The sequence below is a fragment of the Lentzea sp. NPDC042327 genome (assembly GCF_040647275.1).
GTDB lineage: Bacteria > Actinomycetota > Actinomycetes > Mycobacteriales > Pseudonocardiaceae > Lentzea.
This window is the reverse complement of the sequence record NZ_JBEZBX010000014.1, coordinates 153535-177650: the sequence shown is the minus strand read 5'-3', so window position 1 is coordinate 177650 and position 24116 is coordinate 153535. Positions and strand designations below refer to the sequence as shown.

The following is a 24116-nucleotide window of genomic DNA, read 5'->3' as shown; positions in this document are numbered from 1 at the left end:
ATGGACACTGCACTCGTGCCGTTCCGGGTCGAGGTTCCCGACTCCGAACTGGCGGACCTCACCCGGCGACTGGCGGCGACCAGGTGGCCGGACGCGGAGACCGTGGACGACTGGTCGCAGGGCATGCCGCTGGCCTACGCCAAGGAACTGGCCGAGTACTGGGCGAACGTCTACGACTGGCGCGCCACCGAGGCCCGGTTGAACGCCGTCCCCCAGTTCAAGACCGAGGTCGACGGTGTCGGGATCCACTTCCTGCACGCCCGCTCCCCGCACCCGGACGCGAAGCCGTTGCTGCTCACACACGGCTGGCCCGGTTCGGTCGCCGAGTTCCTCGACGTCATCGAGCCGCTGACCAACCCGCCGGACCCGGCCGACGCGTTCCACGTCGTCGCGCCCTCGTTGCCCGGCTACGGTTTCAGCGACAAGCCGACCGGCACCGGCTGGACGCTGGAGAAGATCGCGGCCTCCCTCGTCACGCTGATGGGGCGTGTCGGCTACGACAGGTTCTACGCGCACGGCAACGACTGGGGCTCGTTCATCACGGGCATCCTCGGCCACATCGCGCCCGGCCACGTCGAGGCGATCCACCTCGTCATGCCGTTCGCGTCCGCCCCCGAGGCGGAGGTCCAGCTGACGCAGCGCGACTACGAGGGCCTGGGTGCGCTCAAGGAGTTCGCCGCGAAGGAGTCCGCGTACGCGGCGGTGATGAACACCAAGCCGCAGTCGCTGGCCTACGGGCTCACCGACTCCCCCGTCGGCCAGCTCGGCTGGGCCGGCGAGAAGTACTGGTCCTGGAGCGACCACGACGGTGACGCGGAGAAGATCATCCCCCGCGACCGGATCCTCGACATGGTGTCGGTGTGCTGGTTCACCGCCACCGCCGCGTCCTCGGGCCGGCTGTACTGGGAGAGCTACAACAAGTCGCCGCTGACGCAGGTGTCCGTGCCGACCGGGTTCTCGGTGTTCCCCGCCGACGCGCGGATGCCCAGGGCGTGGGCCGAGCACCGGTTCACCGACCTGCGCTACTGGCGGGAGATGCCGTCCGGCGGTCACTTCCCCGCGCTGGAGAACCCGGTCGTCCTGGTCGAGGAGCTGCGGACGTTCTTCCGGCTGGTGCGCGCATGACGGCGACGCTGAACAGGCCCGGTGCCAAGCTCGGGCTCGTTCTGGCGGTGTGCTGCCTGGCGCAGTTCATGAACGTGCTGGACGCGTCGGTCATGAACGTCGCGCTGCCCTCGATCTACGAGGACCTCGGGTTCGAGCGGCACGACCTGCAGTGGGTGAACAGCGCGTACACCATCGCGGTGTGCGGCTTCCTGCTGCTGGGCGGGCGGCTCGCCGACCTGTTCGGGCAGCGCCGGGTGTTCCTGCTCGGTGCCGCGCTGTTCACGGTCGCGAGCGCCGTCGGCGGCATGGCGACCTCGCCCGGCACCCTGATCGCGGCCCGCGGCTTCCAGGGCCTGGGCGCGGCCGTGATGGCACCGGCCTCGCTCACGGTCCTGGGCACCACGTTCACCGACCCCACCGCCCGCGCGAAGGCGTTCGGCTGGTGGAGCGCGGTGTCCGGCACTGGTGGCGCGGTCGGCGTGCTGCTCGGCGGCATCGTCACCGAGTCGCTGGGCTGGCGGTGGGTGCTGCTGATCAACGTGCCGCTCGGCATCGCGCTGGTGTCGATGATCCGCGGCGCCGTGCCGGAGACACCCAGCAACGGGGGCCGCAAGAGCCTCGACGTACCGGGTGCGATCACCGTGACGATCGGCCTGATGGCACTGGTCTACGGCATCGCGCAGTCGCACGAGCTGGGCTGGGGCTCCTGGCAGGTCGCCGGGTCGCTCGCGCTCTCCGTGGTCCTGTTCGCGTTGTTCCTGCGCCAGCAGACGGTGTCGGCCCACCCGCTGATGCCGCTCGGCATCTTCCGCAACCGCTCGGTGACCGCGACGAACGTCGTGGCGTTCTTCGCGATCGCGGCCCTGTTCAGCACCTTCTACTTCCTCACCCTGGTGCTGCAGCAGGTGATGGGGCTGAGCGCGCTCGCGACCGGCCTCGGCTACCTGCCGCTGTCGATCGGCATCGCGCTGGGCGGGTTCGGCGTGGCGCGGATCGTCCCGAGGATCGGACCGCGGCCGGTGCTGCTCGCGGGGCTGCTCTCGGCGACCGCCGGCCTGCTGTGGGTGTCCACAGCGGACGAGACGTCGACGTTCCTCGGCACGATCCTCGTGCCGACGACGGTGCTGGGCCTCGGCATGGGCGCGGTGCTGAACGCGACCACGAACGCCGCCACGTCCGGTGTCCCGCGCGAGCAGGCGGGCCTCGCGTCCGGGCTGCTGAACACGATCCGGCAGATGGGCAGCGCGATCGGCCTGGTCGTGCTCGCGACGATGTCGTCGGCCCGTGCGGACTCGTTGCTGGCCGCCGGTGAACCGTTGCGGCACTCGCTCGGGTCCGGGTACGGGCTCGCGTTGCTCGGTGCGGGCGTCTTCACCTTCTGCGGAGCGCTGGCGGCACTCGCCGTACCCCGCAAGAAGTAGCCGCACAACGAGAACGGCCCCCGGAAAGCTTTCCGGGGGCCGTTCTTCGTGTGTCAGAAACCCTTGCCGTGCAGGTCCACGGGCAGCTCGACGAGCCGGTGGTTCATGTCGGCGCGCTGCCACCGCAGCTCCTCCTCCGGCACCGCGAGCCGGGCGGCCGGGAAGCGCCGGGTCAGCTCCTCCAGCGCGGCGGTCAGCTCGATGCGGGCCAGCGGGGCGCCGAGGCAGCGGTGGATGCCGTGCCCGAACGCGACGTGCGCGTTGCCGGTGCGGGCGAGGTCGAGCACGTCCGGGTCGGCGAACAGGGTCTCGTCGCGGTTGGCCGAGCTCGTCGACACGAACACCGCGTCGCCCTTGGGGATCGTGACCCCGAACAACGCGACGTCCTCCGCGGCGATCCGCGGCAGGCCCGTGGTGTCGTTGGTGGACAACGCGATCCAGCGCAGCAGCTCCTCGACCGCGGCCGGCACCTCCTCCGGGTGCCCGCCCAGCCGCACCCACCCGTCGCGGTGGTGGCCGAGCAGGGTCAGCACCGAACTGGCGAGGTGGCACGCCGTGGAGTCGCCGCCCGCGCCGAGCAGCGTGTAGCCGAGGCCGATCAGCTCGTCGACCGCCAGGCCGTCGTCCCCGATCCGGACCTGCGTCAGCGCCGACAGCACGTCGTCGCCGGGGGCGCGCAGCTTGCCGAACACCAGCGCCGCCATGTACTCGCCGAGCTGCTCCCCCGCCGCGGCCGCGACCTCCGGTGCGTCCACGGCGGCGAACTCCCGGATCAGCCGCGCGAACGTGTCGCGTTCGGCGGCGGGCACACCGAGCAGCTCGCTGATCGCGGTGATGGCCAGCGGGAACGTGAACGTCCCCAACAGGTCGACCGGTCCCTGCCTGGCCTCGTCGTCGGCGCGGTCCAGCAACTCTCCCACCAGCTGCTGGATTCTCGGTCGCATGGACTCGACCCGGTCCACCGAGAACGCCTGCGACACCAGGTCGCGCAGCCGGGTGTGCGCGGGCGGGTCGAGGGAGATGATCATGCCTGGCGGTGCCTGGAAGAGACCGGGGAACACCGGCGCGCCCGGTTCGTAGGACGCCGCGCGGGAGAACCGCACGTCGTCGAGAACGGCGCGGACCGCGTCCTGCGTGGTGGCGACCCAGCAGTGGCCGCCACCGGCGGCGGGCAGGCGCACGACCGGGCTCGTCGCGCGGAACCGCGCGAACTCCGGCGCCGGACCGCGGTAGCTGGATCCGGGAACGGGAAAGGTGACCACCGTGCGCTCCTCACGCTCATGGGATGTTTCCGCACGTTAGGAGTGGTGGCCTGAACCCCGGTCCAGCGCGGTTCGAGTGACCGAGTGGACGCTGAGCGTGATCGGCCATCCAGGCGAACCATCCCCATTCTGGAGATCAACCATGACCATCCTCGTCACCGGAGCGCGCGGCAACGTGGGCCGCCGCGTGCTCCAGCGGCTCTACGCGGCGGGTCACAGCCTCCGCGCGTCCGGCCGAAACCCCGCGGAGCTCGACGTCCCCGAGGGCGTGGAGACCGTCGCCCTCGACCTCACCGACCAGGAGACGTTCGTCGCGGCCCTCGCCGGTGTCTCCAAGGTGCTGCTCTACGCGGAGCCGGACGGCATCACGCAGTTCCTCGACGAGGCCGAGAAGGCGGGCGTCGAGCGCGTCGTGCTGCTGTCGTCGAACACCGTCGGCCTCCCGGGCGCCGACGAGGACCCGCTGGCACACCACCACAAGGTCGTGGAGGAGGCCGTCGTCGCGTCGGGCCTGACCTACACGATCCTGCGGCCGGGTGCCTTCATGAGCAACGCGTTCGGCTGGAGCTACGCGCTGCAGGCCGGCGACACGATCGACCAGGTCTTCCCCGAGGCGCAGGTCGCCCCGGTGCACGAGGACGACATCGCCGACGTGGCCGTGGTCGCGTTGACGGAGAAGAAGCTGGAGGACGAGGTCGTCGACCTCACCGGGCCGGAGTCGCTCACGTTCCGGCGGGAGCTGGAGATCGTCGGCGAGGTGCTCGGCCGCGAGCTCGTGGTCAACGGCCTGACCCGCGAGGAGGGTGAGGCGCAGATGAGCGCCTTCGTGCCGCCGCCCGTGCTGACCTCGCTGCTGAACCAGTGGGAGGCCGCGGTCGGTGTCCCTGCGGACACCGGCGCGACCGCCGAGCGGATCACCGGAAAGCCGGCCCGCACGTTCCGCCAGTGGGTGGAGGAGCACGCCTCGTTCCTGGTGTGACCCCGTGCCGGAGCCGGGGCGGCGGACCTGCCCCGGCTCCGGCCGCGCGTCAGACCCGCGTCATCGTGAACGTGATGGCCGACGTGCCCAGGTTCGTGCCGTCGGCGAGGAAGAACGTCGACGGGCCGGAGCTGGTGAAGCCGTTCGGTCCGCTTTGGACGGCGTCCTGGTCGAAGTCGACGTAGGCGAAGTAGGCGCCGTTCTCGTCGTAGACCTTCTCCCCGCGGAACTTGTAGTGGAACGTGGTGGCGCCGGTCCACCACCACGAGCCCTTGGTGGTGGTGTTCTGCTCGTTGGTGAGGAAGACGCTGCCGTTGGCCTTGAACACCAGCTTGGTCGGGTGGTCCCCGTCCGTGCGGGTCACGTGACCGGTCCAGCTGCCAACCGGTGTGCAGCCCGTCGCGTTCGCGGCCGTGGTCAGGCCCGTTAACGCGAGCAGGACCACGGCTGTGACCGCTGCTGCACGCACGAGGGCGGTCGACCATTTCGGAGTGAACGTCTGCATCTGTGTGGCTCCCAACCCGGGTTGCTTGCGACGGACGCGCGCAACCGTGGACGACTTCCCTCGGCGCAAACTCCAGAACGGCTCGAACGCGGTGTTTTCCGTTGCGGCCCAAGCCCATCTCGACCCGGGCAACGCAAAGTTCTCATTACTCAAGGGCTGACAGGGAGGACGCCGTGACAGATCGGGAGACAGAGCTCTGCGACCTGTTCGGGGAGGTGCTCGGAGTGCCGGGGATCGAGCCGCAGGACCACTTCTTCGACCTGGGGGGCCATTCACTGCTCGCGTCGAAGCTGGTCAAGCAGCTCCACGAGCGGTACGGCGTCCGCGTCCCGTTGCGCAGCTTCTACGAGGACCCGACGGCGCGCGCCGTCGCCAAGCAGCTGGACCAGGCAGCCTAGGAGTTCGACATGCGGTGGAATGACCTGTACATCGCCGGTGTGGGCACATACCTGCCCGAGCAGGTCGAGACGGTGGACGACGCCATCGCGGCCGGCCGGTACACGGAAGAGAAGAAGGCCATGAACGGCTACCGGGAGCTGCGCGTCGCCGCTCCGGGCGAGACCGGTCCCGTCATGGCGGCGAAAGCCGGTCTGGAAGCCGTGGAGCGCTCCGGCCTGAGCCCGCTGGACTTCGGCCTGACCGTGCACGCCTCCCTGTCGCACCAGGGGCTCGACCTCTGGACGCCGGCGAGCTACGTGCAGGCCAACACCGTCGGCGGCACCGGGCCCGCGTTCGAGGTCAAGCAGGGCTGCAACGGTTTCATGGCCGCGGTGGACCTCGCGGCGTCCTACCTGTCGTCGCACCGCGACACCTCGGCCGCGCTCGTGACGGCGGGCGACGCGTTCCACCTGCCGTACTTCGACCGGTGGGCGTCGGAGGAGCAGAACGTCAACGGCGACGGCGCGGGGGCGCTGGTGCTGTCCAACCGCTCCGGTTTCGCGCGGGTCCGCTCGATCCACTCCCACGCCGACTCCACCCTGGAGCAGATGTCGCGCGGGTTCCAGCCGTGGACCACCGGACCGTTCCTCGACGGCCGGACCCTGCAGCTCAACAGCGGTGTCGAGGACTTCCTGCGCAACGCCGACGTCGACCTCGACGACATGATCGCGCGGATCGGCGGCGGGGTGCGGCACTCGCTCAAGATGGCGTTGTACGAAGCGGAGATCGAGCTCGCGGACGCGCGGTTCTTCCTGCACCAGCAGCTCGCGGAGACCATCGTCACGCACGGGATCTGCGGTCTCCTGGGGGTCGACCGCGCTTCCACGACCTACGACTGGGCCAAGCAGTACAGCATGGTCGGCACCGCGGACATCGCGATCGGCCTCGACCACGTGCTGGCCGAGCGCGACCCGAAGCCGGGTGACCTGGTCGTCCTGCAGTCCTCCGGCGCCGGCTACGTCTGGACCGCCGCGGTGCTGGAGATCCTGGAAGTCCCGTCCTGGCTCTAGCGGACGCGTCGAAAGGGGCGGGCTCTCCCTGCGAGCCCGCCCCTTTCCGCATGTCCTGAGCCGCTCAGACGTAGAGCGCCTTCGAGCTCCAGTCCGGTTCCGGCAGCGCCTTGCGGTCGGTCTTGCCGTTGCTCGTGATCGGCAGCTCGTCCACCACGACGAACCCGGCCGGCACCATGTGCTCCGGTGCGCTCGCACGCATGTGGGCACGCAGCGAGCGCTTGTCGATCCCCTCGCCGGAGGGCACCACCCACGCCACCAGCCTGCGGTCACCGCTGGGGTGGGTGCGCACGCCCACCGCCGCGGCGCGCACCTGCGGGTGTTCGGTGAGCGCGTTCTCGACCTCGCCCGGTTCGATGCGGAACCCGCGCAGCTTGAACTGGTCGTCCATCCGGCCGAGGAACTCGACGACGCCGTCCGGGCGCCGCCGCGCCTGGTCACCGGTGCGGTAGTAGCGCACGCCGTTCCAGCTGCCGCGCACGAACCGCTCCTCGGTGAGGTCCGGGCGCTGCCAGTAGCCGCGGCCCACCTGGGCGCCGCCCGCCCACAGCTCGCCCGCGGTGCCGTCGGGCACCGGTGTCCCGTCGTCGCCGACGATGACGACGTCGGTGTTCTGCAGCTGCCTGCCGATCGGGAGGGTGCCGCCGAGGTCCTCGTCCGCGCCGACGCGGTGGCAGGTGACGAACGTGGTGGTCTCGGTCGGGCCGTAGCAGTTGATGATCTGCACGGTCGGCAGCGCCTCCCGCAGCCGCCGGATGTGCGGCACGGACAGGACGTCACCGCCGGACATGACCGTGTGCAGGCCCTTGAACGCGTCGACGTCCACGTCGATCTGCCGGTGGAAGAGCGCCGCGGTGAGGAACAGGACGGTGATCTCGTTGGTGCGCAGCAGGTCGCCGAGCTCCTCCGCCTGCACCACACCGGGTGGGGCGAGCACGAGCCGGGCGCCGTTGAGCAGGGCGGCCCAGATCTCGAACGTGGCGGCGTCGAACGCCACCGTGGCGAGCTGGAGGAACCGGTCCTGTGCGGTGATCTCCAGGTAGTTCGGCGCGGTGACGAGGTTCGCGATGTTGCGGTGCTCCACCATCGCCGCCTTGGGCCGGCCCGTCGAGCCGGAGGTGAACATCAGGTACGCCACGTCCTCCGGTGCCACGACCGGGAGTGCGTCCACAGTGGACCTCGACCCGCGCGGCGGCACCTTCAGCGTGGTGAACCCGGCGGAGAACCGGCCCACCACGACGGACACCTGCGCGTCGGCGAGCATCATCGACACCCGCGCCTCGGGGTCCTCGGGATCGATCGGCACGTACGCGGCGCCGGCCTTGAGCACGCCGAGCAGTGCCACGACGAGCTGCGCCGACCGTTCCAGGCACACCGCCACCCGGTCGCCGGACCGCACACCGGCCTCGACGAGCTCGCCGGCGAGCGCGTCGGACCACCTGTCCAGCTCCGCGTACGTCACGACGTCGTGTCCCGCGGACAGCGCGACCGCGTCGGGCGTCCTGGCCGCCCGGCAGCGGAACGCGTCGGTCACCGATGCAGACATGCCCCAGCTCCTCTCGCTTTGTGCCATCCTCCGCAACCCGCCTCGAAGCCGCCTCGGGTCACAACTGGCGCTACAGGGGTGCTTGAGCTGCGCGAACAACACTCAGCGCGTCCGCTGCCCCACCTCATCGGAGGCGTCCCCCATGAACGTCCGCAAGAAGGCCATGGCCGCCGTGGCCGCCTGTGCGCTGGCAGTACCCGTCGTCGCCGCCGCCGGTGCCACCGCGAAGCCCAGCTACGAGAACGCGCTCGTCGGCCGCTGGGACCTCACCGTCACCATCCACATCGAACAGCCGCCGCTGCTGACGCCGCTGTTCTGCGACTTCACCGCCGACTACCAGCTGCACTGCGAGACCAAGCCCGGCTACCCCGACCACCTCGAGGGCCGGGGCGTCTGGACGGCGGCGAAGGACGGCCAGTTCAGCTTCTGGATCACCCACCACGCGCACCGCGACGAGAACGGCAACCCGGTCGGCTCGATCAACGCGAGCCACCTGGGCAAGATCAGCGCGAACAAGAAGAAGTTCAGCACCAAGGCACACACCTACATCAACATGAACGACGGCACCCCGTGGCAGGGCCCCGTCGACGTCGAGGGCGCCGCGTTCCGCATCTGACCCCCCGTCACACCCCGTCACCCCACAGGCCCCCACCACCCGTGTGGGGGCCTGTTCTCGTGCACGCGGGGGCCCCGCGTTCCCCCAGGAGGCACGCGGGGCCCCCGCGTGCTCACAGCAGAGGGCCCCGGACGGGTGGTCCGGGGCCCATTGCAACAGCGGGTGGAACTACGCCTTGGCGGGTTCCTCAGCGCCTTCGGCGGCACCGTCCTCGGCGGGAGCGCCCCACTCCTCCTGCTTCAGCCAGCGCGGCAGGAAGGAGGCGAGCAGCAGCGCGAGGGCCGCGAAGCCGAAGCCGACGTACAGCGTGGTGCGGAACGCGTCCGTGAAGGACTGACCGGCTGCCTGGTGCGAGAACCTGTCGGCGATCGCCTTGGCCTGCGGGTCCGCCTGGACCGCACCACACGCCGCCGCGTCCGGCGTACCGGAGAACGTCGAGGTGGCACAGGTCTGGAAGGCCGCGGTCAGTTCGGTGGCGCGGGCGTCCGCGACACCGGCCGCCACGATCTCCTGGCGGAACTGCGGCGCCAGCGCCTCGGTGTTCGTCGCGCCGTGGGAGGCCAGCGGCGAGAAGAACGCCAGCGTCACGACCGAGATGCCGACCGCGAAACCGAGCTGCTGCTTGGTGTTGATCAGGCCGGAGGCCGCACCCGCGTCCTCGTGCGGCACCTCCTGCAGTGCGAACAGCGCGATCGGGGTGGCCGTCATGCCGAAGCCGAGGCCGATGAGCAGCAGCCCGGGAACCAGGCCCCAGCTCGTGACGTCGGGGCTGACCGAGAACAGCAGCACCGCGACACCGACGGCGATCACGACGGCACCGACCTGCAGGACGGCGCGGCCGAACTTCGGCACCAGCGCGATGACCGAGGCCGACGCGGTGATGAACGCACCGATGCAGAACGCCAGCAGCGTGACACCGGTCCGCAGCGGCGAGAAGCCGAGACCCTCCTGCAGGTACAGGTAGAGCGCCAGCATGAACATGCCGGTGAAGCTGAACATGCCCAGCATCAGCGCGAGGGCCGCGGAGAAGCTGCGGGACTTGAACAGGTTCAGCGGCACGAGCGGCATGCCGTCCTTGCGCTGCTTGGCCTTCTCGTAGGCGACGAAGCCGATGAAGCCGACGACGGAGGCGGCCATCAGCACGAAGCCCCAGGCCGGCCAGTGCAGCTCGCGGCCGAAGGTCAGCGGGAACAGCAGGGCCGTGAGGCTGACGGTCGCGAGGACGACGCCGACGAGGTCGAGGCGGATGCGGCTCGGGGCCTTCGACTCGTTGATGTACTTCCAGCCCAGCACGTAGCCGAGGATGCCGATCGGGACGTTGACCAGGAAGATCGTCCGCCAGTCCCAGCCGAAGACGTTCCAGGCGACCAGGAGGCCACCGACGAGCGGCGCGATCGTGGCCGCGAGACCACCGATGGTGCCCTGGATGGCGAAGACCGCGCCCTTCTCCTTGTCGGGGAAGGTGACGTGGATGATCGACATGACCTGCGGCACCATCAGGCCGGCCGCGAGGCCCTGCGCGAGGCGGGAGGCCACGAGCATCTCCGGGTTGATCGAGATGCCGCACAGGAACGACGTGAGGACGAAGCCGAGGACGCCGAGCTGGAACATCCGGCGGCGGCCGTAGATGTCACCGAGGCGACCGCCGGTGATCAGTGTGAGGGCGAACGCGAAGACGTAGCCCGCGGTGATCCACTGCAGCTGCACGAAGCTCGCGCCCATGCCGTGCTGGATCGCGGGGAGTGCGACGTTGACGATGCTGCCGTCCAGCATGTCCATGAACGTCGCGACGGTCATGATGATGAACGCGATCCAGCGGCGCGGGTCGGCCGCCGGCGCGTCGACGACCGCAGCCGCCTGCGCAGCGGCAGCCGCCGGTGGCGACTCCAGGTCGGGGTTGGTGTTGGTGGAGGTCACGATTTCTCCTCAGATGACTGATGTTCCGCTGCGCACGGCAGGGGGTGGGTCAGGACTCGTCGTGGCTGGAGAGCCGGTCTTGTTGAACGAGGTCCCACCTCCTGCCTCCAAACGACGACTGCCGGTCGAGCTACCAGGGTGATCCCCTCCGCTTGAGTTCCGGTCAGGTCGCGGCGGAGCGGAACGACGGCACGCCTGCGGCCCCGGCGCCGCGCAGTGGCGCCGGGGCCGGTTCTCCCGGCGTCAGCCGAAGAGCGACGCCGGGTAGGTGCGCACGGACGCGGTCTCGTACCGCAGCGCGACGTGGCTGGAGCAGCTGACGACGTCGCGCCAGAACCGTTGCAGCGCACCACCTTCCGCGAGGCCACCGGTGCCGGCGGCCCGCACCAGGCCACCGGTCGCGTCGACCAGGACCTCGGCCACGTAGGCGACGTTGCGCTCGTTGCGCGCCATCGCGGCCGGGGTGAACTCGCGGTCGTCGAGCACCCTGGCGTTCTGCTCGACGAGCAGCTTCGCCGACTCGACCTGACCGGACGCGCGGACCAGGTCGACCGCGGACGTGACGGACTGCTTCTTCCCCGACAGCACCGAGACGCACGCGTCGAGCGCTCCCATCGCCGCTCCGACGGCCGGTGCGACGAACGTGAGGCCGCCGACCGCCTGGAACGGGACGTTGTGGCTCGGCACCGGCGACCAGCTGGTGCCGGTGAGCAGGTCGGCGCGGTTCAGCGACAGGTGGGACGGCACGAAGACGTCGTCCACCACGACGGAATGGCTGCTGGTCGCCTTCATCCCGACGCTGTCCCACGTCCTGAGGACCGTGAGGTCGCCGCGCGGCACCGCGAAGAAGCGGCCCTCGGCACCGACCATGCCGCACAGCAGCGCCCAGTCGGCGAAGTCCACGCCGCTGACGTAGGTCCACCGGCCGCTGAGCCGGTGGCCGCCGTCCACGACCGTGCCCTTGCCCATGGGCGGCTGGCCGGTGACGACGAACGTGTCCGGGCCGGACGCCCAGATCTCGTCGTGGCCCTCTTCGGGCAGCAGCCCGGCGAACCGGGAGGAGTACGCCGACAGCGACGCGCACCACGCGGCGGCCGAGCAGCCCTGCCCCACGGTGATGACGGCCTCGGTCAGCTCCGCGAACGTGCCCTGCGAGCCGCCGCGCCCGGCTGCGACGAAGTGCCGCGCGAACCCGGCGTCGCGCAGTGCCTCCACGACCTCGGGGGCCAGCTCGCGGGTGGTGTCGGCCTGCACCGCGTGCTCCGCGGCGATCAGCTTGACCTTCTCCGCGGCGGCGGCCAGCCCGGTTTGTTGAGCAGTCACCTCGTCACCTCCTGGGTGTGCAGGTCACGCGGCCTGGACGGGCAGGTCGCGGTGGATCGTGCGGGACCTGGTGTAGAGCTGTCCGTCGATGCGCACGAGCACGTCCTCGATGGAGAACGTGGGCTCGAACGACACCTGGCCGTCCAGCGTGGTGCGGGTGACGAGCGAGGCGTAGCTGACGTTCAGCGTGTTCTCGTCGACCTCCTCGACCAGGTAGTGGTCGTTCCAGTGCCGCACGGCGACCCCCTTGTAGCGGGGCAGCGCGGCGCTGGCGCCGGCGATCAGGGCGGCACGGCCCTCGACCTTCTCGCCGCGGTGGGCGTGGTCGGTGACGCCGTCCTCGGTGAACGTCTGGGCGTAGCCCTCCACGTCCAACGCGTCGAGCAGCCGCATCTGCCGGGCGTAGAACGTCTGGACCTCGATGTAGACCGCAACGGAGGCGGCAACACTGGCTGGGGACACGACAACTCCTCGGTCTGCCGGGTTTCGCTACCGCGAATATGGGTGGCGGCACTGGACATCCGGTCGAGCCGTCCTGGTTCGACCTCGGTTCGATCGGCGGTTGAGACAAACCGGTCACGGTGAACAGCGACATCACCCGCAACCCAACCCCGCGAGGAGGGCCACATGGCCTCAACTCCCGATGTCGCCAAGTCGGTGACGGTCGAGGCGACGATCGAGCAGGCGTTCGCGATCTTCGCCGGACGGCCGATCGAGTGGTGGCCGGAGTCGCACGTCTTCGTCAAGGACCGGCAGGCCATCACGATCGAGCCGTTCGTCGGCGGCCGCTACTTCGAGCGCGGCGCTGACGGCGAGGAGATCGCCTGGGGCACCATCACCGAGTGGGACCCGCCGAAGCGCCTCGTCATGACGTGGCGGGTCGGCCCCTACTGGCAGCCGATCTTCGAGGACGACAAGGCGTCGTTCATCAAGGTGGACTTCGAGGTCGTCGGCCCGGCCACGACGAAGGTCACGCTGACGCACGCCGACCTGCACCGCCACGGCGAGATCGCCGAGAGCATCCACAAGGCCCTCGACGGTCCGTCCCCCGGCGAGACGCTGGAGAAGTACGCCGGCGTCGTCGACCGCCACGTCCCCAAGGCGGCCTGAGGCACCCCGGCGCAGGAACGGAGAATGGCCGCCCCGCAGGTTCGGGGCGGCCATTCTCCGTTGTTCAGGCGCCCAGTTCGAGCGCCTCGTCGTGGGTGCGGTCGACGACGCTCTTGACGTCGACGATCCGGCCGAGCTGCTTGATGAGCTGGGCGGGCGTGCGGCCGGGTTGCAGGTCGACCACGACGTCGAGGCGCGACAGCTCACCGCGCTCGGCGGGGCCGAGGCTCAGCGACTCGACCTCGACGCCGCGGCTGGAGAACAGCACCACGATCCGGGCGAGCGCACCGGGGTCGTTGCGCAGCAGCAGGGACAGCGAATGTCTGGTCATCACTCTTCCTCGTCGAACAGGGGGCGGATTCCTCGTGCGGCCATGACCTCGTCGTTGCCGGTGCCGGCGGGCACCATCGGCCAGACCTGGGCGTCCTGCCCCACCACGAAGTCGATGACGACCGGCCGGTCCCGCACGGACATGGCCTCCAGGATGACGTCGTCCACTTCGGACTGCGTGGTGCAGCGGAGCCCGACGCAGCCCAGCGCCTCCGCCAGCTTGACGAAGTCGGGGTGCCGGTCGTGCGTGCCGAGCCGGGTGTTGGAGTACCGGCCCTCGTAGAACAGGGTCTGCCACTGCCGGACCATGCCGAGGTTGCCGTTGTTGATGATCGCGACCTTGATCGGGATGCCCTCGGCGGCGCAGGTGGCGAGCTCCTGGTTGGTCATCTGGAAGCAGCCGTCGCCGTCGATCGCCCACACCGTGCGGTCGGGCGCGCCGGTCTGCGCTCCCATGGCGGCGGGCACGGCGAACCCCATCGTGCCCGCGCCACCGGAGTTGATGAACGAGCCGGGGCGTTCGTAGCGCACGTACTGGGCGGCCCACATCTGGTGCTGGCCGACGCCCGAGGTGTAGATCGCCTCGGGGCCGGCGAGCGTGCTGAGCCGTTCGATGACGTACTGCGGTGCGAGCGCGCCGTCCTCGGGGTGGTCGTAGCCGAGCGGGTAGGTGGTGCGCAGGCCGTCGAGGTAGGCCCACCACTCGGTGAGGTCGGGGACGTGGGAGACGACCGCGTTGAGGGCGGCGAGCACGTCGCGGCAGTCGCCGACGATGCCGACGTCGGCCTTGCGGTTCTTGGAGATCTCGGCCGGGTCGATGTCGGCGTGCACCACCGCGGCGTGCGGGGCGAAGTGCGGCAGCGACCCGGTGACCCGGTCGTCGAACCGGGTCCCGAGCGCGATCAGCAGGTCGGCCCGCTGGAGGGCGGCGACGGCGGGCACCGTGCCGTGCATGCCCGGCATCCCCAGGTGCTGGCGGTGCGAGTCGGGGAACGCGCCGCGCGCCATCAGCGTGGTGACGACCGGGATGCCGGTGGAGTTCGCGAGCTTGAGCAGCTCCGCCGCGGCACCGGAGCGGACCACTCCCCCGCCCACGTAGAACACCGGGCGCTTCGACGTGCCCATGAGCTGGGCGGCGGTGCGGACCTGCATCGGCGAGAGCGCCGGGCGGGACTGCGCGACGGGCTTGGGCGGGGTGTAGGTGGTGGTGGCGGCCAGCACGTCCTTGGGCAGGTCCACCAGCACTGGTCCCGGCCGTCCGGTGGCGGCGAGCCGGAACGCCTCGGCCACCACCCGCGGGATGTCGGCCGGGTCGTGCACCTGGAAGCTGTGCTTGGTGATCGGCAGCGTGATGCTGCGGATGTCCGCCTCCTGGAAGGCGTCCGTGCCGATCACCGACCGGCTGACCTGGCCGGTGATCGCCACGATCGGCACGGAGTCCATGTAGGCGTCCGCGATCGGCGTGACCAGGTTCGTCGCCCCCGGACCCGACGTCGCCATGCACACCCCGACCCGCCCGGTGGCCTGCGCGTACCCCTGCGCGGCGTGCCCGGCGCCCTGCTCGTGCCGCACCAGCACGTGCCGGATCTTCGAGTCGAACAGCGGGTCGTACGCGGGCAGGATCGCCCCACCGGGCATCCCGAAGATCACCTCGCAGCCCACGTCCTCAAGCGCTTTGATCAACGCACCTGCACCGGTGGTCTCCACGATGTGCTCCCGACGGGGGTTCAGCCCGCGAGCTGACGCTCCAGCTGGCGAGGGGACAGGGGCTTGTCGAGCGACGGTTCGGAGCTCAGGATCGCCCGCTGCAACTGACGCAGCCTTTCGGACGGCTCAAGCCCGAGCTCCTCGATGAGCGTGTCCCGCAGCGCCTGGTAGGCCTCCAGCGACTTCCACTGCCGGCCGGCCCGGTAGAGCGCGAGCATGTACTGCGCGCACAGGTTCTCGTGCATGGGGTGCTGCGCGGTGAGCACGGACAGCTCGCTCAGCAGCGACTGGTGCTTGCCCAGCTGCAGGTCGGCCTCGATGCGCGTCTCCAGCACGCCCAGGCGGCTCTCCTGCAGGCGGGTGACCTCCATGCCCAGCCGCACACCGATCTGCACGTCCACGAGCACCGGGCCGCGCCACACGTCGGCGGCGTTGCGCAGCAGCCGGGAGGCGGACTCCAGGTCACCGATCTCGAACGCGCGCTGACCCGCGGTGGCGAGCCGCTCGTAGCTGCGGACGTCCACGGCCTCCGGCGGCACGTCCAGCATGTAGCCGCCGTACCGGGTGACCAGGACGTTCTTCGCGACACCGGGACCCTCGCCCGGCATGGCCGCCTCGATGCGCCGCCGCACCTGCAGCACGTAGGTCTGCAGCGTGGTGAGCGCGCTGCGCGGCGGTGTCATCCCCCAGAGCTCTTCGATCAACGTCGGGACCGTGACGACGTGCCCGGCCTGCAGGCCCAGCAGCGAGAGCACCTGACGGGGCTTCACCGCGCTCGGCGCGATCGAGACGCCGTTCTCCCGTGCCTCCAGCGGTCCCAGAACCTTGATCTCCATTGGATCCTCCCCTGACAGCGGCGGTCGACTTGGTCGTGCCACCAAGTTCACCTGAGCGGGGCTATCGCACGCCACGTATCCCGCCACGACTCTCGGATGGCGAACTACTGCGGCCGGCGTGAAAAATTCATATGCTCAAACGAACCCAAACAGATCCGTCCGGTAAGCACGCGAACACATGCGGTGACTGTTGCCGAAAATACTGGTCCTTTCGCGTGAAATTGAGCTGCGAGTCAATGCGAAACAACGATCTGCACCGATACAGTAAGTCAGACCTGACTGCTCTGGTCTGTCTAGTATTCGGGCCTGAGCGCACGTCGTGATCACGAGAGTGCTGCGTCTGCTCTTGGGCGGTTTGCTCTTGGGGGGCACGTTGATTGCATCGCCTGCGATACCGAGATACCGCGCGGTCATCGTCGCCCTGTTCGCCGGTGTCTGCCTGACGGACCTGACCCGCGCTCTGCTGCTCGCCGGCGACACCCCCGAATTGGTGGTCTCAGCCATTGATTTCTCACTGCTAGTCGTACTGCAACTGACCTATTTCGGGCAGCTGTCGGTACTCCGCAGGCACCTGGTGCTGGCCGCGCAGGCCCTGCTGCTGGTGCTGCCGTACGTCGCGTTCGGGCATTCCTGGGCGGGCGTGGCAGGCCTGGTGGCGGGCAACGCCCTGGTCGTGCTGCGCCCGTTCTTCGGCTGGTCGCTGTTCGTCCTGACCGTGATCGCCACCGGTCTCGCCCAGGCAGCGCACGGCGAGGCCATGATGGCCACCGCTGCGACCGCGTTGCTGCTGGCAGGCCTGGCCACGGGTTTCGCGACGCACCGCCCGGTCCCCGCCGCCCCCGTCGCGGCACCCCCGGACCCGCTGCCCCTGGACGCGGTCGACACCACCGTCGCCGCCGTGGCCGCCGAACGCCTCCGCGTGGCCCGCGACCTGCACGACCTGCTCGGCTACAGCCTCAGCGCGATCAAGCTGAAGAGCGAGCTCGCGCACCGCATCGTCGCCGACAGCCCCGACCACGCCAAGCAGCACATCAGCGAGATCCTCACCATCACCCACCACGCCCTGGCCGACGTCCGTTCCCTGGCCCGCGCCTACCGCCCGCTCTCGCTCGCGGACATCTCGAACTCCGCCAAGGCGATGCTCGCGGCCTCCGACATCGACGTCCGCGTCGAGCTCGACCACGACCCGCTGCCCGAGGCCATCGAGACCGTGCTGTCCGCGGTGCTCTGCGAGGCCGTGACGAACGTCCTGCGCCACAGCGACGCCAGCACCTGCACCATCGGCGTCCACCAGCGCGGCGGCACGGTCCTGCTCGACGTCGTCAACGACGGCGCCGCCGTCCGCTCCACCTCGCTCGACTGCAACGGCGTCCGCAACCAGGCCGAACGCGTCCAGGCCGCCGGCGGCACCTTCACCGCCCGCCACACCGGCGACGGCTCGTTCCACGTGCACGCCGCGATCCCGTGCGTCCCGGCCCGCGCCAACGCACACCCTCAGGTGTAGCTACACCGATATATCAGTTGCGCCCAGCCCTCCAGCCACGCTCCTCACACCCCTCCGACCTGCACCTTTGCAACGACTCTTTTGCGGACGTCGTCCAAAGACTCGTTGCAAAGGCAGCTCAACGCCGGGCAGCTCATCGCTGGCAGCTCGCCTCAGTAGCTCGCCTCGGACAGCCACCCCTTGCAACTGGTCTTTTGCGGACGTCGTCCAAAGAGTCATTGCAAAGGGTGAGCTGCCAGAGCGGCCCGGTCAGAACCAGCCGGACTTGCGGGCGATGCGGACGGCGTCGACCCGGTTGCGGGCGTCGAGCTTGGCCGTCGCGGCCGTCAGGTAGTTGCGCACGGTGCCGACGGACAGGAACAGCGTCGTGGCTATCTCCATGGCGTCGGCGCCGTCGGAGGCGAGCCGCAGCACCTCGAGCTCTCGCGGCGTGAGCGGGCACTCGTCAGTGTCCCACGCCGAGAGCGCGAGCTGCGAGTCGATCACCCTGCGGCCTACGGAGACGCCGCGGATGGCGTCCGCGAGCTCGCTGACGGGAGCGTCCTTGAGGATGAAACCGTTGACGCGGGCGTTCAACGCGCGGCGCAGCGTTCCCGGCCGGCCGAGGCTGGTGAGAATCAGCGTCCGGGTGTCGGGGGCGGTGTCGTGGATGACGGTGGCGGCGGAAAGGCCGTCCATGCCGGGGAGGTCGATGTCGAGCACCGCGACGTCCGGTTTGTTCTTCTCCACCGCCGCGATGATTTCGTCACCGGTCGCGACGGACGCGACGACCTCAATATCCGGTTCGAGATTCAACAAAGCGACCAAAGCGCCCCGGACCATTTGCACGTCCTCGGCGAGCAGCACTCTGATCATCCGACCCCCTAGTTGCCCCCAGGTCACCATTTCGAGTTTTACACTCGGTGACCATGCAGGACAAGCATCGGGACCCATTGCGGCCAGCGTTACTCCGAATGCGCTATGAGCAATTAATATTGCCGATCGCCAGATGACCGCGGGTCACCGGGCGCTCACTCCTCGCTCGGTTTCCGAAACGCGAACCGGTCCGCTCGAGTCGCACCCGAGCGGACCGGTGGAGCATGCGCCTCGCGAAGATCAGCGCGTTTCGCCCCACCGCTCCAGCAGTTCGAGTCCGCCGTCAACGGTGATGACTTGACCCTGAATCCAGGAGGCCTCGTCGGTGCACAGCAATGCGACCGCGTTCGCGATGTCCTCCGGCAGGGTCACCCGCCCGGACGGGCTCTTGATGGCGAGCCGGTCGACCAGGTCGGGGTCGATGTTCATGGGGCCGTTGTCGACGACGGTGGTGACGACGGCGTTGACGGCCACCCGGTACCAGGCCATCTCCAGGGCGAGTGTGCGGATCACGCCGTGCACCGGTGTCACGGTGTAGCCGGCGACGACCACCCGCCCGCCGTCGACGAAGGCCTTGGCCAGCGGCTCCACGACGTTGAGCAACGGCGTGAGGTCGGGCGAGACGGCGTGGTGCACGAACACGTCGAGCTGACCTCGCTCCTCCTTGACCCGGTCGAGGAGCAGGCGCACCGAGTGCTCGTCGGTGATGTCCAGCTGGGTGACCGTCACCGAGCCGGGCTTGCCCGCGAGCACGAGCTTCGCGCGCTCCAGGTCGACGTCGTCGGCAGAGGTCGTGAGGATGACGTGGGCGCCGTTGTCGCAGAGCTTGCTCGCGATGGCGAGACCGAGCCCGTGGGTCCCCGCCGTCACCAGCGCTAGCTTGCCGTCGAGTCCCAGGCGCGTGTTGACCGGTTCGATCATGATGCTGACCACCTCGTTGTCCGCGTGGTGATCGACGTTGCGCCGGGCCGCTAGGGCGGAACTCGACTACTTCTTGCGCAGTCCCTCCAGTACCCGCAGGATCGCGCTTTCGACCTCGCGGCCCGTGCGCTTCGGGTCGGACGAGCTGGCGATGGTGCTCGCGCCCGCGGACAGCGCCCCGAACAGCAGCCGCGCCATGATCTCCACCGGCGCCTCCTCGATCTCACCGGCGTCCACGAGCAGCTGCACGGCGGTGCGCAGCAGGCCGAAGCTGAAGTGCTCCTCCGCCTCGCGCCAGCGTTCCCAGCCCATCACCACCGGCGCTTCGTGCACGATGATCCGCTGGTATTCGGGGTCGAGGCACTTGCGGACGTAGGCGCGCAACCCGGCGACCGCGATGTCCCACGGTTCGCCCTCGCCGGTCACCAGAGCCGCCAGCGGCTCGATCGACTTCGTCTCGACCTGCGCGAACGCCGCCTCGAACAACGCCTGCTTGCCGCTGAAGTGGTGGTAAAGCGCGCCTTTCGTCACACGTGCGCGTTTGACGACCTCGTCGAGTGATGTGCCGGCGTAGCCGCGTTTGGTGAACAGGTCGACCGCGCTGTCGACCAGCGCCTGCCTGGTCGACTCCGAGTACTCGGCCCGTCGGTTTCGCACGGACGAAACGTAGCTCACATACCGGCGGTACGTACCGGTGGTATGGTCATGTCATACCGAAGGTATGCGAGAAACCGGGGGTACGAACCATGGCCTGGGCCGATCACTACCGACGCCGCGACGCGCTCGACGCCGTGCTGCACGACGCCCGTCGCGACCCGTCCGCGCCGCTCATCGTGGATCCGGACGTGTTCTCCTCGCTCGACGAACTGCTGCTGGCGCTCGACCACCGCTGGCACAACAAGCTGACCGCGCGCATGGAGGCCGCCGCGCTCGACGGCCCCGTCGACGAGGACCGGGTGACCGCGGAGCTCGCGGCCGACGAGCCGGTGTTGCGAGCGGTACTCGACGCCCACCTTCCGCTCGGCAGTTACCGGGCGGTAGGAATGACCCCATGAGTCGTTGGACCGACGCGGACATCCCCGACCAGACCGGCCGCACCGTGCTGGTGACCGGTGCGAACTCAGGTCTCGGCCTGCGCACCGCCCAGGTGCTGGCGGACAAAGGCGCCCACGTGTTGATGGGCTGCCGCTCCACCGAACGCGGTGAGGCGGCCCGGCGCCAGGTCAGGGGGTCCGCCGAGGTCCTCCCGCTCGACCTCGCCGACCTGGCCTCCGTCCGCGCCGCGGCCCACCGGGTCGGCACGCTCGACGTCCTGGTCAACAACGCCGGCATCATGGCCGTCCCGCTCGGCCGGACGGCCGACGGCTTCGAGCGCCAGTTCGGCACCAACCACCTCGGCCACGCGGCCCTGACGTTCCTGCTGCTCCCCGTGCTGCGGCAACGGCCAGGCGCGCGGGTGGTGACCGTGGCGTCGATCATGCACAAGTACGGCCGCATGAACTTCGACGACCCGAACTGGGAACACCGCTCGTACCACGCCGCCGCCGCGTACTCCCAGTCGAAGCTCGCCAACATCCTGTTCGCACGCGAGCTGGACCGCCGCTGCCCGGACGTGGCGTCGATCGGCGCGCACCCCGGCATGACGGCCACCGAGCTGACCAACAACATGGCCAGCGCGCACCGGTCGTCGGTGATGCGCCTCGGCGGCCGCCTCAGCCACCTGTTCTCGCAGTCGGTGGAGATGGGCGCGCTGCCGCAGCTCTACGCGGCGACCTCACCGGACGCGCACGGCGGCCTCTACTACGGGCCAGGCGGTTTCAACGGCCTGCGCGGCCACCCCGCGATCGCCGGGATGACCCCGGCGGCTCGCGACGACCTCGCCGCGAGCCGCCTCTGGGACCTCACCGTCAAGCTGACCGGAATCACCCCCGACCTGCCGTAGGCGGGAAGGGCCGGGCCGGTGCCCCCGCTTGGGGGGAGTCGGAGGACACCGGCTACCCGGTCGTCACCTCCGGGCGAGGAACAGTCTCGGCGCGGCGCGTTGTTCATGGTCGACACGACTCGCATGAACAACAGATCGTGAACAACGAGGCTGCTCCACCCGGCGTCCGGCACGGCGTCCCACCGTCGGACGTGCGTGACGCCGGACACGCGGGGGCGCAGCGTAGGGTGAGGTGGTGACTGTGGTACCAGAGGGTCGGAAGCTGCTGCGGCTCGAGGTCCGCAACAGCCAGACGCCGATCGAGAAGAAGCCGTCTTGGATCAAGACGCGCGCGAAGATGGGCCCCGAATACCGGGAGCTCAAGGGTCTGGTCAAACGCGAAGGCCTCCACACGGTCTGCGAAGAGGCCGGCTGTCCCAACATCTACGAGTGCTGGGAAGACCGCGAGGCCACGTTCCTGATCGGCGGCGAGCAGTGCACGCGGCGCTGCGACTTCTGCCAGATCGACACCGGCAAGCCCGCCGACCTCGACCGCGACGAGCCCCGCCGCGTCGCCGAGTCGGTCCAGGCGATGGGCCTGCGCTACTCCACGGTCACCGGCGTCGCGCGCGACGACCTGGCCGACGGCGGCGCGTGGCTGTACGCCGAGACCGTCCGCCAGATCCACGAGATGAACCCCGGCACGGGCGTCGAGCTGCTGATCCCGGACTTCAACGCGGTCCCGGAGCAGCTGACCGAGGTCTTCGAGTCCCGTCCCGAGGTGCTCGCGCACAACCTGGAGACGGTGCCGCGGATCTTCAAGCGCATCCGTCCCGCGTTCCGCTACGAGCGCTCCCTCGAGGTGATCACGAAGGCCCGCGAGTTCGGCCTGGTCACGAAGTCGAACCTGATCCTCGGCATGGGCGAGACGCCGGAGGAGGTCACCGAGGCGCTCGCCGACCTGCACGACGCGGGCTGCGACATCATCACCATCACCCAGTACCTGCGCCCGTCGCCGCGGCACCACCCGGTGGAGCGCTGGGTGAAGCCCGAGGAGTTCGTCCAGCACAAGGAGACGGCCGAGGAGATCGGCTTCCTCGGTGTGATGGCCGGACCGCTGGTCCGCTCCTCCTACCGCGCCGGCCGCCTGTACGCGCAGGCCAAGCAGAAGCGCGGCGAAGAGCTGCCGGAGAACCTCCAGCACCTGCTCACCGTGTCGGCCTCGCAGGAGATCACGAGCCTGCTCGCGCCCCGCTGACCCTCAGCTCCACGACGACAGCGCCCAACTGATATATCGGCAGCTCACGCCGATGTACCGGTTGGGCGCTGTCGTTCGCTAACCCCTTTGCAATGAGTCTTTTGCGGACGTCCGCAAACGTATTTTGCGTGCAGCTGATATATCGGTGAGCTTCGAGCTGGCCAGACCGGGGGAGCTAGCTGAAGCGGACCTCACCGACGACGACGCCGTCGAGCTCGCGGATGAAGTCGGCGCCGAACGCGCTCGACGGGGTGTGGGCGCCGGGGGCGACGCCGGCGACCTTGCCGATGGCGCGCAGCACGGAGTCGGCGGTGAGGCTGTAGGCGTTCGGGGTGGTGAGGGCGCAGTCGACCTTGGTGGAGGCGTCCCAGGCCTCGCCGAACACCTCGGCGCGGGTGGTGGCGCGCTTGCGTTCGTCGGGTCCCTTGACCTTGGCGGCGACGGTCTTGGCGGCGTTCTGCACGAACGGCGCCTGCAGGACCGGGGCGAACACCTTCTGCAGCTGTCCCAGCGCGCCGGGCACGAGGGTGAACGTCGTGATGTTCGGGATGCCGGTCGAGCGGTGGGCGGTGCTCACGTCGCCCCACGGGATGCTGCCGACCTCGCGCGGGCCGGAGCGGAAGTAGGCGGTGCGCCTGCGGTGTCCGATGCGGACGCTCTTCAACGCACCGTCCTCGCGGATGCGGCCACCGACCGCTGCGGCCTCGACGGAGGTCTTCGTGGTGCCCGCGCTCGCTCCCCCGCCGACGACGAACGCGAGGTCGAGGTGGGTCGCGGTCGGCAGGGCGTTCTTCAGGATCGCGGCCACGCAGTCGGTGGGGACGACGTCGAAACCGGCGCCGGGGAGCAGCACGATGCCGGCCTTGCGCGCGTCGGCGTCGCGTAGGGCGATGGACTCGAAGACGTCGATCTCACCGGTGATGTCGAGGTAGTGCGTGCCGGTCTTGAGGCACGCGTCGACCATGGCGGTCGCGGTGTGGGCGAACGGGCCCGCGCAGTGCACGACGGCGTCGACGTCCTCCAGGTGCGCGCGGGCCTGCGAGAGGTCGAACGCGCGGTGCTCCAGGCCGAGGGCGGCGGCGATCGGCTCGACCTTCTCGGCGGAGCGGCCCGCGAGGACCGGTCGTTCGCCGCGCTTGACGGCGAGCTCGGCGATGAGCCGGCCGGTGTACCCGTTGGCTCCGTAGACCATCCACGTCATGCCGCGACCTTACCGGCGAGTAGCGTCGCGGGAAGCGACCAAAGAGCCGATCAGCAGCACGGCGCCCACGCCGATGACGGGCAATGCCCAGTACAGCCGGCGCAGGCGCAGGTCACCGCAGATGTCCACATAGGCCGATCCCATCGCGGCGGCGGCCGACTCGTCGAAGCCGATGCCCAGGCCGTTGCCGCACTGCACGAGCGCACCGCTCGGCGACTCGACGGCCAGCGCCACGAACAAGATCGCGCTCCCCCCCAGGAGGAACGCAAGACCGACCACGACGGCGAACGTGCGCAGTGACATGAGGGGAAGCTACGTCCCGGTTGGACTCGGGGATAGCCCTGGTCAG

At 69.8% G+C, this 24116-nt stretch carries 25 protein-coding genes; 11 read left to right on the top strand and 14 right to left on the bottom strand.

The features are described from left to right. Positions 1–1125: an epoxide hydrolase family protein gene (locus AB0A63_RS30880; protein ID WP_360397327.1), complete on the top strand. Its 1125-nt coding sequence runs from the start codon at positions 1–3 to the stop codon at positions 1123–1125. After that, positions 1122–2528: an MFS transporter gene (locus tag AB0A63_RS30875; RefSeq protein WP_360397325.1), complete on the top strand. Its 1407-nt coding sequence runs from the start codon at positions 1122–1124 to the stop codon at positions 2526–2528. Before AB0A63_RS30880 ends, AB0A63_RS30875 begins: the two co-directional genes overlap by 4 nt. Positions 2529–2581: 53 nt before the next feature. On the opposite strand, the gene AB0A63_RS30870 is transcribed toward AB0A63_RS30875, so the two are convergent. Next, positions 2582–3790 carry a cytochrome P450 gene (locus AB0A63_RS30870; protein ID WP_360397323.1) on the bottom strand — a complete coding sequence of 403 codons (1209 nt, stop codon included), beginning with the start codon at positions 3788–3790 and terminating at the stop codon, positions 2582–2584. 142 nt (positions 3791–3932) lie between these two features. On the opposite strand from AB0A63_RS30870, the gene AB0A63_RS30865 reads away from it, so the two are divergent. Beyond that, complete coding sequence (locus AB0A63_RS30865) at positions 3933–4769, top strand: NAD(P)H-binding protein (RefSeq protein ID WP_360397321.1); 837 nt, start codon at positions 3933–3935, stop codon at positions 4767–4769. A 49-nt stretch (positions 4770–4818) separates the two neighbouring features. Here AB0A63_RS30865 and AB0A63_RS30860 read toward each other — a convergent pair whose 3' ends face one another. Further along, the gene (locus AB0A63_RS30860) at positions 4819–5238 is read right to left on the bottom strand and encodes a hypothetical protein (protein ID WP_360397319.1); all 420 of its coding nucleotides are present in this window, start codon (positions 5236–5238) and stop codon (positions 4819–4821) included. 209 nt (positions 5239–5447) lie between these two features. On the opposite strand from AB0A63_RS30860, the gene AB0A63_RS30855 reads away from it, so the two are divergent. Together AB0A63_RS30855 and AB0A63_RS30850 are read left to right on the top strand one after the other, a co-directional pair. Beyond that, on the top strand, positions 5448–5672 hold the full coding sequence (locus AB0A63_RS30855; RefSeq protein ID WP_360397317.1) for an acyl carrier protein: 225 nt from the start codon (positions 5448–5450) through the stop codon (positions 5670–5672). 9 nt (positions 5673–5681) lie between these two features. After that, on the top strand, positions 5682–6722 hold the full coding sequence (locus AB0A63_RS30850; protein ID WP_360397315.1) for a ketoacyl-ACP synthase III family protein: 1041 nt from the start codon (positions 5682–5684) through the stop codon (positions 6720–6722). Positions 6723–6786: 64 nt separating this feature from the next. Here the strand turns inward: AB0A63_RS30850 and AB0A63_RS30845 are convergent, their stop codons facing one another. Beyond that, the gene (locus tag AB0A63_RS30845; RefSeq protein WP_360397313.1) at positions 6787–8268 is read right to left on the bottom strand and encodes an amino acid adenylation domain-containing protein; all 1482 of its coding nucleotides are present in this window, start codon (positions 8266–8268) and stop codon (positions 6787–6789) included. Between the two features lie 142 nt (positions 8269–8410). Between AB0A63_RS30845 and AB0A63_RS30840 the strand changes: the two genes are divergently transcribed. Then, positions 8411–8884, top strand: coding sequence for a hypothetical protein (locus tag AB0A63_RS30840; RefSeq protein ID WP_360397311.1), 474 nt, complete (start codon positions 8411–8413; stop codon positions 8882–8884). A 168-nt stretch (positions 8885–9052) separates the two neighbouring features. Here AB0A63_RS30840 and AB0A63_RS30835 read toward each other — a convergent pair whose 3' ends face one another. The 3 genes from AB0A63_RS30835 to AB0A63_RS30825 all read right to left on the bottom strand — a co-directional run bounded on the left by AB0A63_RS30835 (position 9053) and on the right by AB0A63_RS30825 (position 12586). Then, positions 9053–10801, bottom strand: a complete 1749-nt coding sequence (locus AB0A63_RS30835; RefSeq protein ID WP_360397309.1) for an MFS transporter — start codon at positions 10799–10801, stop codon at positions 9053–9055. A gap of 243 nt (positions 10802–11044) precedes the next feature. After that, positions 11045–12124: a hydrolase gene (locus AB0A63_RS30830; protein WP_360397305.1), complete on the bottom strand. Its 1080-nt coding sequence runs from the start codon at positions 12122–12124 to the stop codon at positions 11045–11047. Positions 12125–12148: 24 nt separating this feature from the next. Further along, the gene (locus tag AB0A63_RS30825) at positions 12149–12586 is read right to left on the bottom strand and encodes a nuclear transport factor 2 family protein (protein ID WP_360397303.1); all 438 of its coding nucleotides are present in this window, start codon (positions 12584–12586) and stop codon (positions 12149–12151) included. A 165-nt stretch (positions 12587–12751) separates the two neighbouring features. On the opposite strand from AB0A63_RS30825, the gene AB0A63_RS30820 reads away from it, so the two are divergent. Continuing rightward, entirely contained in the window at positions 12752–13234 is a 483-nt protein-coding gene (locus tag AB0A63_RS30820; protein WP_360397301.1) for an SRPBCC domain-containing protein, read from the top strand. A gap of 64 nt (positions 13235–13298) precedes the next feature. Here AB0A63_RS30820 and ilvN read toward each other — a convergent pair whose 3' ends face one another. The 3 genes from ilvN to AB0A63_RS30805 are packed head-to-tail and all read right to left on the bottom strand — an operon-like array spanning position 13299 to position 16107. After that, positions 13299–13565 carry an acetolactate synthase small subunit gene (gene ilvN / locus AB0A63_RS30815; RefSeq protein ID WP_360397299.1) on the bottom strand — a complete coding sequence of 89 codons (267 nt, stop codon included), beginning with the start codon at positions 13563–13565 and terminating at the stop codon, positions 13299–13301. Further along, positions 13565–15295 carry an acetolactate synthase large subunit gene (locus AB0A63_RS30810; protein ID WP_360397454.1) on the bottom strand — a complete coding sequence of 577 codons (1731 nt, stop codon included), beginning with the start codon at positions 15293–15295 and terminating at the stop codon, positions 13565–13567. Before AB0A63_RS30810 ends, ilvN begins: the two co-directional genes overlap by 1 nt. Beyond that, the gene (locus AB0A63_RS30805) at positions 15292–16107 is read right to left on the bottom strand and encodes an AfsR/SARP family transcriptional regulator (protein ID WP_360397297.1); all 816 of its coding nucleotides are present in this window, start codon (positions 16105–16107) and stop codon (positions 15292–15294) included. The genes AB0A63_RS30810 and AB0A63_RS30805 overlap by 4 nt, the downstream gene beginning before the upstream one ends. Positions 16108–16480: 373 nt before the next feature. Here AB0A63_RS30805 and AB0A63_RS30800 point away from each other — a divergent pair, with 373 nt between their 5' ends. After that, positions 16481–17611, top strand: a complete 1131-nt coding sequence (locus AB0A63_RS30800) for a histidine kinase (protein WP_360397295.1) — start codon at positions 16481–16483, stop codon at positions 17609–17611. A gap of 249 nt (positions 17612–17860) precedes the next feature. Here the strand turns inward: AB0A63_RS30800 and AB0A63_RS30795 are convergent, their stop codons facing one another. From AB0A63_RS30795 to AB0A63_RS30785, 3 genes are all read right to left on the bottom strand, one after another. Continuing rightward, positions 17861–18466, bottom strand: a complete 606-nt coding sequence (locus AB0A63_RS30795) for a response regulator transcription factor (RefSeq protein ID WP_360397293.1) — start codon at positions 18464–18466, stop codon at positions 17861–17863. Positions 18467–18706: 240 nt separating this feature from the next. Further along, on the bottom strand, positions 18707–19387 hold the full coding sequence (locus AB0A63_RS30790; protein WP_360397291.1) for an SDR family oxidoreductase: 681 nt from the start codon (positions 19385–19387) through the stop codon (positions 18707–18709). 66 nt (positions 19388–19453) lie between these two features. Beyond that, a complete protein-coding gene (locus tag AB0A63_RS30785) occupies positions 19454–20044 on the bottom strand; it encodes a TetR/AcrR family transcriptional regulator (RefSeq protein WP_360397289.1) in 591 nt (196 codons plus the stop codon). A gap of 89 nt (positions 20045–20133) precedes the next feature. On the opposite strand from AB0A63_RS30785, the gene AB0A63_RS30780 reads away from it, so the two are divergent. The 3 genes from AB0A63_RS30780 to lipA all read left to right on the top strand — a co-directional run bounded on the left by AB0A63_RS30780 (position 20134) and on the right by lipA (position 22566). Continuing rightward, positions 20134–20442: a hypothetical protein gene (locus AB0A63_RS30780; protein WP_360397287.1), complete on the top strand. Its 309-nt coding sequence runs from the start codon at positions 20134–20136 to the stop codon at positions 20440–20442. Further along, positions 20439–21329 carry an oxidoreductase gene (locus tag AB0A63_RS30775; RefSeq protein WP_360397285.1) on the top strand — a complete coding sequence of 297 codons (891 nt, stop codon included), beginning with the start codon at positions 20439–20441 and terminating at the stop codon, positions 21327–21329. Before AB0A63_RS30780 ends, AB0A63_RS30775 begins: the two co-directional genes overlap by 4 nt. A gap of 235 nt (positions 21330–21564) precedes the next feature. After that, positions 21565–22566, top strand: a complete 1002-nt coding sequence (gene lipA, locus AB0A63_RS30770; RefSeq protein WP_360397283.1) for a lipoyl synthase — start codon at positions 21565–21567, stop codon at positions 22564–22566. Between the two features lie 175 nt (positions 22567–22741). Here lipA and AB0A63_RS30765 read toward each other — a convergent pair whose 3' ends face one another. Together AB0A63_RS30765 and AB0A63_RS30760 are read right to left on the bottom strand one after the other, a co-directional pair. Next, positions 22742–23767, bottom strand: coding sequence for a saccharopine dehydrogenase NADP-binding domain-containing protein (locus tag AB0A63_RS30765; protein WP_360397281.1), 1026 nt, complete (start codon positions 23765–23767; stop codon positions 22742–22744). A 9-nt stretch (positions 23768–23776) separates the two neighbouring features. After that, complete coding sequence (locus AB0A63_RS30760; protein WP_360397279.1) at positions 23777–24070, bottom strand: hypothetical protein; 294 nt, start codon at positions 24068–24070, stop codon at positions 23777–23779. Positions 24071–24116 lie beyond the last annotated feature (46 nt).